Source organism: Apibacter sp., assembly GCF_025291155.1.
GTDB lineage: Bacteria > Bacteroidota > Bacteroidia > Flavobacteriales > Weeksellaceae > Apibacter.
The window spans coordinates 1-10,279 of sequence record NZ_JAMBJZ010000075.1; the positions used below are offsets into that span (position 1 = coordinate 1).

Annotated in this window: 6 protein-coding genes; 3 read left to right on the top strand and 3 right to left on the bottom strand. The window is 28.4% G+C overall.

The window, feature by feature from the left end; genetic code table 11:
• Positions 1-2,510, bottom strand: a 2,510-nt coding sequence (gene porU, locus M3Z80_RS07595; protein ID WP_293918942.1) for a type IX secretion system sortase PorU, incomplete at its 3' end; no start/stop codon positions are given.
• A 149-nt stretch (positions 2,511-2,659) separates the two neighbouring features.
• Here porU and gldJ point away from each other — a divergent pair.
• From gldJ to M3Z80_RS07610, 3 genes are all read left to right on the top strand, one after another.
• The gene (gldJ, locus tag M3Z80_RS07600) at positions 2,660-4,327 is read left to right on the top strand and encodes a gliding motility lipoprotein GldJ (protein WP_459251448.1); all 1,668 of its coding nucleotides are present in this window, start codon (positions 2,660-2,662) and stop codon (positions 4,325-4,327) included.
• A gap of 85 nt (positions 4,328-4,412) precedes the next feature.
• The gene (locus tag M3Z80_RS07605) at positions 4,413-4,928 is read left to right on the top strand and encodes a Smr/MutS family protein (RefSeq protein WP_293918943.1); all 516 of its coding nucleotides are present in this window, start codon (positions 4,413-4,415) and stop codon (positions 4,926-4,928) included.
• A 35-nt stretch (positions 4,929-4,963) separates the two neighbouring features.
• Complete coding sequence (locus M3Z80_RS07610) at positions 4,964-7,804, top strand: gluzincin family metallopeptidase (protein WP_293918944.1); 2,841 nt, start codon at positions 4,964-4,966, stop codon at positions 7,802-7,804.
• Here M3Z80_RS07610 and M3Z80_RS07615 read toward each other — a convergent pair.
• Both M3Z80_RS07615 and M3Z80_RS07620 read right to left on the bottom strand, forming a co-directional pair.
• Positions 7,785-8,951 carry a cysteine desulfurase family protein gene (locus tag M3Z80_RS07615; protein ID WP_293918945.1) on the bottom strand — a complete coding sequence of 389 codons (1,167 nt, stop codon included), beginning with the start codon at positions 8,949-8,951 and terminating at the stop codon, positions 7,785-7,787. The genes M3Z80_RS07610 and M3Z80_RS07615 overlap by 20 nt on opposite strands.
• 650 nt (positions 8,952-9,601) lie before the next feature.
• On the bottom strand, positions 9,602-10,207 hold the full coding sequence (locus tag M3Z80_RS07620; protein ID WP_293918946.1) for a hypothetical protein: 606 nt from the start codon (positions 10,205-10,207) through the stop codon (positions 9,602-9,604).
• Positions 10,208-10,279: the final 72 nt, after the last annotated feature.

A 10,279-nucleotide genomic window follows, 5' to 3' on the forward strand; every position in this document is an offset into this window, starting at 1 on the left:
CCATTTTTTTTAAGATATAACATATCTCCAAAAGAGTTTAATGTAGGATTATCCCAGATGGATACATCACAAGAGATAGTAATAAATAAAGGTAATCGAGAGAAATCGTTATTAAAGTTAGTCAAACTTTTAATATCTTCTTTAGTAAATAATCTGTATTGAGAAATTGAAAGCGGACCGCCGTGCCCAAAATAATTTATTACTAAATTGCCGTTGTTAAAAGCATTTTTTATTGCGGTAGTAACCTGTGGAAATCGGGCTCCCCCAGAGGTGTAGTCTGCTTTATAAGAGTCGATATAAAGCTTGCTCAAAGTATATTCTTTTAAACTCTTTTCAAAAATATTTTGGGCGATTGTTTCTTCTATTTTTTTATGAAAATTATTTTCACTATCAATGTCAACGATAAGGGAGGTTTTTAATCTCCAGTCACCGAAAGGTGAACCTTGTGAAGAATTTCCATTCATATATTTCACACTTTTATCTACGCATAGTGTTGCTTCATCTAAATCTTTTGCGATCATTCTTCCCACTGCAATATCAAGTTGAGATGAAGAGAGATTAGCATTTTCATCGATCATTTTCGCTTCGTTATCATCCAAAATGGTAATATAATCATCCGTTGCATATGAATAGTTTATGCCTGAACTTTCATAACTATGATAAGTAGGAATGAGATTATATCCTTTTCCGGTTTTATTTTTCAGATCATACGAACTGGCTCCCAAGAGCAATACATACTTTAATTTTTGATTATCTTTTTTGTATAAATATCTTAAAAAATCTCTTATTGCAGTTAAATCCTGTCCTCCGGAACTAAATTCATTATAAATTTGATTTACGGTCACAACTTCTACTTTGAGATTGTTATTAGTTTGATGTAGATTTTTTATGCGATTTGCTTGTGAGACAAATTCAGGAATTGTTATTATAATATAATCTGGATTGGAGATTGAATGTAAAGCTTGATTTGAAATTTTTCCAACTGCAGTTGGTATGTAAGCTGCAGCATGTTTGAATGCAACCATTTCATTTTTGAAAACAATAGAGGAAAATTGATAAGAAAAATTATAAGTGTCTGTTGCCCTTTCTAATTTTTTTGCATTTACGATATCTGAAACATCCCAAACTTCAAACGCTTCCGAAGGAGAAAAATTAAATCCGTATATTTTCCCGTTTTCAATAACATCAAATGTCCTAAAATTCATTTGGCTTCCATTAAATTTAAGTTTTTGCTTAAAAATAACCTCCAAATAATCAGGATATAGTTCAGCTGATGGATTGGAAGAATTATCAAATTCTAAAGTAAATTTTAATTGATTTTTATTGGAAGTAAAGGTTTTCGTTTGCTTACCGATTGCAAAATCAAGTTCAGTACTTAGCGGCTGTAGAATAGTCGAATATAAAGGGGTATCATTGAATAAGACGATTAACTTTCCATTGGTTGCATTTCTTGAAACCCATGAGTAATTACAGGTTATATTTGAAGCAGAAACCAAATCGTGTACTGTAAAATCAACTACTTTATTATTTTTTATACTTAAATTTTCTCCCACCCAAATTTTTCCTACTTGATTTAAATTGTATAAATCTTCTTCATAAAATTGATGGTCATCGTATTCTGTATAAATTTTGTCATTAGGAGTCTTATAAGCTATTGTTGAAATTCTTTTTCCGGGGGATTGATTTATATTAATAAAATAGTATGCATAATCTTCATAGATGTTTTTTTTGTGTTTAATGGTTGATTCTCTTATCCAATAGTCAGGGCCTTGTCCATAAAATAAAATATAATCATCGGCATTAAAAGCTCCATCCTCTTCGCCGGAAACATAGATTGCATTCTCTTTTAAATTTTCATATCGAAAATCAGAAGTCGGCTCAGGTAACATTTTACCCCCATTACCAAAAATTCGTATGGTTTTTGGATTTATTGAATTAACATTTATTCCTAAGGATTTTAAAAAATTATAATCTATTTTATAGATTCCTGTTTTAGATAATTTTATTTTATACCATTCTCCGTTCTGTAAAATACTTTCAGTATTTAAATTCGGCTCCAAGGTTGAAATATTTTTTAAAAGAGTACTTTTTTTATCTATGGTAAAACTTACAAGTTGGAAAAAAGTATTATCAATTTTTTTAAAGGTTTTGATTGAAACAGAAATAAATTTTTGATCTCGAGACTTTGTTATCGATGCGCTGAATTGATCAACTGCGGGAATTAAATTTATAGGAATATCACCCAATTGCGACTTTTCAATTTGCCTCCATTGTAAATTAGAAAGGTAAATATCTCCATTAAAATCTGTTAATTTGTCATAATATAAAGTGGGAATTCCCCCATCAATTGAATAGTTTTCATTAGAAAAATAAGGATACTTTCCTGAATTTCCTGTAAAATATGAAGTGGATTTTAAACCCTCCCAATTAATCGTAATGGTTTGACCTTTAACTGATAATAAAAGCGCTTGAACATAAAGCGCTATAAAAAAAAATACAAATCTTTTCATTTACCTTTATGATAACGAATAATTATAAATAATATTTTATAAAATGTACAATATTTATATATTAGTATACGTTATTTGAGGTTATGTAATATAAAGTAGAAAAAATTTTTCTTTCTACAATATTATATTATTTTTGCATGATCTAAATTATGAAAATAAATACAATGAGAATCGGGAAATTCATATTATCATTATTCATTGTTTCTTCAATTCCCTTAATCTTAATTAATTGCGGTGGTAGAAGAACGAAGCCTGGCGGTGGTACTAAAAACACAAAAAGTTTAACAGGTTGGAAAGCCAATGATAGAAACGGTTGGTTTTATAGCAATAAGAAAAAAACAGAGAAAGGCTGGGTAGGAATGGTATTTATAGAGGGTGGTTCATTTACTATGGGTTTAGTAAAGGATGATGTGATGCATGATTGGAACAATACCCCTAATCGTATGCAAGTTCGGTCCTTTTTTATTGGAGAGACAGAAGTAACCAACTATGAATATCGTGAATATGTAACTTGGTTGAAATACGTATATTCTCCAACGCAAGATAATTATAAAGATATTTATTTCGGTGCACTTCCTGATACACTTGTATGGAAAAATAAGTTATCAAGGAACGATGTTTATTCTGAAGATTATTTTAGAGCTCCTCAGTTTGATAATTATCCTGTAGTGGGAGTTAGCTGGTTGCAAGCGCAAAGATATTGTGATTGGTTGACAGATAGAGCTAATGAAAAAGAACTAATGAATAAAGGTATTATACCTAAGGATTATTATAGTAATCCTGAAAATAATGTTGGTTCAAATTCCTTTAATGTTGAAAAATATAAGTATAATGACCCTGAACTTGAAGGGATAGTTAATCAAGATAAAATAGCTAAACAGCGTGGAATAACTAGTAAAAATGAAAGAATTATTGCTGTTAATAAAAGTGCACAAGGTAATTTAGTACAAAAATTCAGGTTACCAACAGAAGCCGAATGGGAATATGCTGCATTAGCTGAAGCTGATAATAGACAATATAATATTATCGAGGGTAAAGATGTGATGATTAATAGAATGAGAGCTAAAAAGGGTAGAAATAAGGGGCAGTTCGAAGCAAATTTTAAATCAGGAGGCAGTGGAGATTATTCTGGAAGCGGAGGTTGGGCTAATGATGGTAATGCTATTACTTCTGACGTAAGATCTTATCCTTCCAATCCTTTTGGTCTTTATGGAATGTACGGAAATGTTGCTGAATGGACGCAAGATGTTTATAGACCTTTAATAGACACTGATTATAATGATTTCAATTATTATAGGGGAAATGTCTATCAACAATTTATCAGTGAGGCAGGAAGTCCAGGAAGATTCAAAAAGGTTGAAGATGGAAATATACAATATGATACCTTAGCGGATGGACGAAGACTATATAGAAATTTATCTGGTAAATTTGAAACCGAAGTTGTAGATGATGCTAGAAACTTTAGAGATGGAGATTTTCAATCATCATTAGAAGCAGGAGATGGGGTAATAGATTCAACAGGTGTATATAGTTTTTATAATTCCCCAATTAGAAATTGGATAGTGGATAAAAATGGTAGAGTTGTTTTAGAGAAAGATACTAAACAAAGAACCTCTCAAATTAGTAATGATTTAAGAGTTATAAAAGGAGGTTCTTGGAATGATACATCCTATTGGTTAGATCCGGGACAAAGAAGATATATGTTAGAAAATGAATCTGCAGTTTGGGTAGGATTTAGAGTAGCTCAAGACCATAAAGGTAAAGAATCTTCATCTACCAGAAATAAAAGAGGAGCTAGTAATAAGATTCCAAGGTAATAAGATATAAAAAACATATAAAGATATTTATCACTAAATTGAGAAGGCTATCAAAATGGTAGCCTTCTTTATTAATTTATAGTAAATGAAAATCGGAGATAAAGTAAGACTAATAGATGAAGAGGGGGTATATATCATAAAAAATATTACAGGGACTAAAGTTTTGTTATTAGATTCCTATGGTTTTGAAATTATTTATTCAATAGATAAAATAATTTCAGCTGAAAAATATGAAAATATATATAATGCTATTTCAAATGTTAGTACTAAAAAGGAAGATGTTTCTTCAAAAAAGAAAAATATATTTGCAAAAAAAAATGAAAAAGAAAGAATTATAGATCTACATATTGGAAATTTGGTTGATTCAGTAAAAAATTTAACACCTCATCAGATGCTTGAAAAGCAAATTAATCGGGCAAATGAAGAAATAAAGTTAGCTAAAATGGATAAAATAAATAAATTAATTTTTATTCATGGAAAAGGTAAAGGCGTCCTAAAAAAAGAAATTTATAAGATTTTAAATACTATTGATGACATTGAATTTTTTGAAGCTGACATTATAAAATATCGTTTTGGAGCTGTAGAAGTGAGATTCAAATAATCAAGTTTTTCTAGTGATTACTTTTTTACCCCCCTATGAAAATTAAAATTATAATAAAAATAATACTTTTCATTTTACCTTTATTTTGCTTAGCTCAAAGCGACAAGATATTTATTTCTGCTACTTTAGATAGCATAACTAAAAATATATCAGTTAAGCAAAAGATAACTTTTTTTAATAATACAGGATATACATTAGATAAAATATATCTGCATGCAGCTGCTAATTCCTATTCTAATACCAATACAGTTTTAGGAAAACGAAAGTTAGAAGATAGGAATAAATCTTTATATTTTTCAAAATATTTAAATAGAGGTAGAATTAATGATTTAACAATTTTTATAGATAAACGTCAACCTGTTTTTTTACTTAGAGATTTTGAATTTTATGAAATAAACCTTTTCAACCCTTTATTGCCTAATGATAGCATTTCTCTTAATTTGAACTACAATATTAAAGTACCTTATGATAAAATTACAGGATATGGATATTCATCTAAAGGAACGTATTTATTAAAAAACTTTTTTATACAACCTTTAGACTTTGATAAATCAAAACCTAAATTGGAATCTTTCACTGATACAGAATTTAATCCATATAGAAAAACAGATTATTCTATAGTTTTTTATTATCCTAATGATCTATATATAGAAGGAGATTTGATTAAAGAAGGAGATCATATTTTAAAAGGGACCAACTATGATGCAGTAACTGTTTTACTTACTAAAAATAAGCCTCTATCATTTTTATATGAAATAGATGGAATACAAACAGAGGTAACTATAGGATATCCGATTAAAGAAGAATTAAAAGAGTTATATTATAAAAATATTCAAAGAGAATTATCATTTTTAAAAGAAAAGTTAGGAACTCTTCCTGCAAAAATATTTATTAGCTCTAAAATAAAAAAAGATCGAAATTTTGTAGGAGTTGATAATATTAATTTATTTGGTCTTAAGGAATGGGTCATGTTTTCTGATGATATTAAAATTGACCTTAAAATGTTTCAACAAATTGCATATTTAACGATTAATCAAATCATTAAATTAGATAAAAATAAATATCATTGGATTTCAAATGGTTTGCTTACTTACTATCAATTAAAATATCTAAAAAAATACTATCCTGATACAAAATTATTGGGTGATTTACCGGATGATTTTAGTATACTGAAAATTAAACCCCTAAAATATTTTTTTATATCTAAAGTCCCTTTAATTGATAGGTATAAATTAGGTTATAGGTATATAGCCACACAAAATTATGATCAACCGATTAATGAAAATTTTTTAGAATTAAGCAATATAAATCAATATATTATAAGTGGATTTAAATCGGGATTAAGTTTTAATTTTTTATCTGAATATTTAAGTCAGGGCATTTTTGAAAGCTCAATTAGAAAACTTATACAAGAAAGAAGAGAAAAAGAAGTAAATGCTTTATATTTTCAAAAGTTCTTGGAAGATGTTTCTCATGAAAATTTAGATTGGTTCTTTCAAAAATACATTTCAACAAATGATCGTATCAATTTTAAGATTAAGAAATTCTATGATAATAAAAACGATACAAATAATATAAAAATACGTATAACCAATAAAACGGCTTTAGCTGTGCCAATTTTAATTACAGCCGAAAAAAACAAGCAAGTAATTAATCAAAAATGGATTTTTTCAACGAAGAAAGATTCTGTATATACATTTATAAATGGTGATTACAGCAAATTGCTTATTAATAAAAATTATATTTTTCCTGAAATTAATGATAATGATAATTTGTTAAATACAGAAGGAATTTATAAAAACAAAAAAAAATTACAGATGAAATTTTATGCAGATGTTGATAATCCTAATTATACACAAATTTTCTATGAACCTAATATCAATTGGAATGATTATGATAAATTTATTTTAGGATTACGCTTTTATAATAGTTCTCCTTTTTCAAGACCGTTTGAGTATTCTTTTTCTCCAACATACTCTACTGGGACAAAGAGTTTGACAGGAGCAGCATCTTTAAACTACAATTACGATATGGAGAACGGTATTTTTAGGAGAATATCATTAGGATCAGGTTATAATTTTTATCATTATGATAAAGATTTGAGTTATAAAAAGTATTCGGGAAATTTAAACTTTCTTTTTAAGAAAAGACCGAGATCAGAAATTAATAGAACTATAGGAATATCATTTAATAGTGTTGAGAGAGAAAAAAATCCTTCAAAATTATGGGAAAAAGATGACTATTCGCATTATAATCTTATTGATATTTCTTATTCCCATTCTGATAACAGACTAATTAATGAATGGTATAGTAAAACTAATTTTCAACATTCTAATATGTTCAATAAGATTAGTTCGGAAATATATTTTAGACATGAATATGCACCCAATAAGAAAATAACCTTACGATATTTTGGCGGATATTTTATAACTAATAATTCAAATTCTACTTATTTTGATTTTGGGGTGGATCATATAACCGATTATAGCTTTAATTATATGGATTATTTAGGAAGATCTGCAACCAGCGGACTATTTTATCAACAATACATAATGGCAGAAGGAGGTTTTAAATCTATATTGGATAAATCTGCTAATAAATGGATTACCTCTTTAAACGGGGAAATACATTTATGGAAGCTTTTAGATCTTTATGCAGATATTGGCTTATACAATAATAAAGCAAAACCCACTAAATTTATTTATGACACAGGAATTAAACTTAACATTATACCTGAATTTCTTGAATTTTATCTTCCTATTCAATCAACATTAGGTTTTGAACCTGCAAAGGATAGCTATTTCTCACATATACGTTTTACCTTTAACTTTAATTTGAGCGCAGTAATCAACCATTTTAGGAAAGGATGGTACTAACTTTATTTTCTTGTATTTCTGAAAGAATGTCTATTAGTACATCAATTTCTTCAATAGTATTATAATGACTAAAAGAAATGCGTAAAGTTGTTGTGTTTTTTAGTTCATCTTCACCGTAAAGTTGTAACATCGTTTTTGATGGCTTAGAGGCTCCTGATGCGCAAGCACTTCCTTGTGAAACGGCAACTCCTTTCATATCCAATTGAAAGCCTACCATGGTATTAGGGAAAGGAAGCAAGATACTTAAAAGCGTATAAATACTTTTACTAAAATCCGTCCCATGACCGTTAAAAGAAACACCTTTTATCTTTTTTAATAGCTGATCTATGGTGTAACGTTTCAATTCTTCAATAGTTTTTCTTCTCTCATTCAACTCTTTCATAGCCATATCAAAAGACTTTCCTAACCCTACGATACTATGTACGTTTTCCGTACCGGCACGCATATTGCGCTCTTGAGCACCGCCGGTCATAATTCCTTTTAAACCGGTCGATTTTCTTATAAAAGCTATACCTATTCCTTTGGGGCCATGAAATTTATGGGCACTGCAGGAAGCAAAATAAACAGGAATTTTAGAAAAATCTAAAGGATAATGTGCCATAGTTTGCACTGTATCTGAATGGAATAAAGCATTATATTTTTTGCATAATTTTGCAATATATTCTATATCAGTCAAATTTCCTATTTCATTATTGGAATGCATTAAAGAGACCAGAGTAGGAATGTTATCTTGTAGCAAATTTTCTAAGTGAGAAAAATCTAAATCTCCTTGTTTATTTAAAATAGGAAGAAAGACTATTTCCAATTCAAGATGTTTTTCTTTTAAATCTCTTACCGTTTCTAAAACAGATTTATGTTCCAATGGCGAAGTGATTATCCTTCTAATATGCAAATTTTCTACACAGGAACGTATAATTAAATTATTGGATTCAGTACCACAACTTGTAAAAATAATTTCGTTTGAATTAACATGTAACCATTGAGCTAAATTCTTGCGAACAGTTTCAATTTTAGATTTACTTTCCTGTCCAAAACTATGAATGGCTGATGGGTTACCAAAATCTTCTTTCATTGATTGGATCATTGCTTCAATTACCCTCTCATCGATTACCGTTGAAGCGGCACTATCCAAATATATCTTTTTCATTTCGCTCATTGATTAATTCAAAAAAATTAAAGGAATATTAATTATTTTCTATATTTTATTAAATAAATGTGTTTTTTTATATATCGTTTATTTACAATCAATTTCTTTCCTGTAAATCCAATATAACTTGTAAAGTGCAAAGGTACGATATAAAATCAGATAAGTGAAATTTAGAATTATAGAATTGTTCAGTTTAATTAAGAAGTAAATCGCTTTATTTTCTGACTTTGAAAAAGCAGGATAATATGATTTTAATTAATCAAATTCATTCATCATTTATTTTTTTAACTCTATAATTTTTAGAGTATTTCTTATATAATGACACTATCAACGATTAAATTTTATACTACTTTTTAACATATAATAATCACCTTTTTTACTACAATTAAGTGGTAAGCTAATAGAGCGTATTATCCCTTATTTACAAAAGAATATAACTAATCAAATAAGTTTGAATAATATAAAATCAAGATTTACCTTTTTTAGATCATTATTTAAAAGCGACTAGATCACCAACTAGGTTATCAGTCTTATAAATTTAAGTACTTTCTCATCACCATCAATAAAGATGTAGACGTTATCTAAACGAGGATAATATTGTTTGAATTCTTCACGGCAAAAATGAAAAACTAAAGCCTCTTTATTGCCTCCTAAGTCCACAGTCTTATAAATTTAAGTACTTTCTCATCACCATCAATAAAGATGTAGACATTGTCTAAATAAGGATAGTATTGTTTGAAAAATTTTCCACTTTCTGTACATGCAGGACAAAAATGAAAAAATAAAGCCTCTTTACTGCATCCTAAGTCCATAAAATCCTCCCAATAGAATACACCTTCTATGTCGATCGATTTTATATAAATGCCTTCTTGAAAAAAAGCACAATAACATTCAACTGGCCATTTAACTTTTTTGTAAAGCTTTTTAATTGAGCGTATTTCCAGATAGATTTGTACGTAGCGTCTAACAAGATAGATTATAGCAACTGTTCCAATTAATGGGATTAAACTAAAAAGCCTTGTTAAGCCCTTAGTTAAAGTAAAAAAAGTTGAAAAAAGAAAACCTACCAATATAAAAGCAATGACTGAACCAGCCAATATCATGAATGCATATTTAGGTAAATATAGACGATGAATAATGCGTGGAATTTTTGCAAACAACGCCTGTTGAGAATCGTAAATAAATGTTCGCTCAAATAGAAAATTAGCTTTATTAGGATCAAAAGCATAATAAGGTTTTTTAATTCTTTCTTTCATTGATGTTCTTATATATTGTATTATATGTGACGGGCAACAATATTATAAAAGAGAATGATTAATTGCAAATTA

What these genes read in the sequence shown, in the direction of transcription:
- gldJ (WP_459251448.1), top strand. Translation starts at nt 2,660, where the DNA reads ATGAAAATAAATACAATGAGAATCGGGAAATTCATATTATCATTATTC.
- M3Z80_RS07605 (WP_293918943.1), top strand. Translation starts at nt 4,413, where the DNA reads ATGAAAATCGGAGATAAAGTAAGACTAATAGATGAAGAGGGGGTATAT.
- M3Z80_RS07610 (WP_293918944.1), top strand. Translation starts at nt 4,964, where the DNA reads ATGAAAATTAAAATTATAATAAAAATAATACTTTTCATTTTACCTTTA.
- M3Z80_RS07615 (WP_293918945.1), bottom strand. Translation starts at nt 8,951, where the DNA reads ATGAAAAAGATATATTTGGATAGTGCCGCTTCAACGGTAATCGATGAG.
- M3Z80_RS07620 (WP_293918946.1), bottom strand. Translation starts at nt 10,207, where the DNA reads ATGAAAGAAAGAATTAAAAAACCTTATTATGCTTTTGATCCTAATAAA.